Source organism: Actinomyces sp. HMSC075C01 (assembly GCF_001812965.1).
GTDB classification, from domain to species: Bacteria; Actinomycetota; Actinomycetes; order Actinomycetales; family Actinomycetaceae; genus Actinomyces; species Actinomyces acetigenes.
In genome coordinates, this window is the sequence record NZ_KV810975.1 from 1 (window position 1) to 707 (window position 707).

At 54.5% G+C, this 707-nt stretch carries 1 protein-coding gene; it reads right to left on the bottom strand.

The window, feature by feature from the left end; genetic code table 11:
- Positions 1 to 171: 171 nt before the first annotated feature.
- Positions 172 to 707 (bottom strand): DUF6318 family protein (locus HMPREF2883_RS14040; protein WP_083313548.1); only part of this gene is annotated, 536 nt, incomplete at its 5' end.

Sequence of the window (707 nt, forward strand, 5' to 3'; positions counted from 1 at the left end):
CCTGAGGGACGGTCTCAGTCACCTCCCCGTAGGTTTCCACTCCTGCATCCGTATTTCCGGCAGTCACATTAGATTCAACAGTAGCGGAATCTGAACTTGCATTGCCAGCATTTTGTATCGGAAATACGAGCGACGCAACAAGACTAACTAAAGCAACGGGGATTAGTTCCATTATTTAGCCACCTCAACCCCACCGACGAACCATCTACCATTAACATACCTTACACCAAAGTTGAGATTTCTCCCTTCGTCTGGAGTGGATGTTTTGGCCGCCCTTCCATCTCCAGGATGGGAAGTCATGGCGCCATAATCTACGACAACCGTAACGCGATTGTAATCACGACCCTCCAGTTTTTCATAGTATGTCGTGTTGGTAACATTCTGCTCCCACTTATCAATCCATCCTCCAGTGGCGTGTAGGCTGGTTGCTCTGCTGATGGCTGATTGGCAGAATTTGCAACTGTCTTCGCTCATCTTTGCTAGCTCGGTGGTGTTGCCGGTCATGAAGGCGTAGCGGTAGAGGTCGAGGAAATAGCTGACGCTGGCTGCTGCGCCCTCGGCGCTCTCCTCGTTCATCTGGGAGGGCTTGGCCGGTGCGGGTTCGGCCAGGGCGGCATCGCGCTTGGCGCGCAGCTCAGGAGTCAGAGCCGCTTCCCGGGAGGCGGTCGCGCTTGCGTTAGCATCCGCAATGCCCTTCTCAGCCCGAG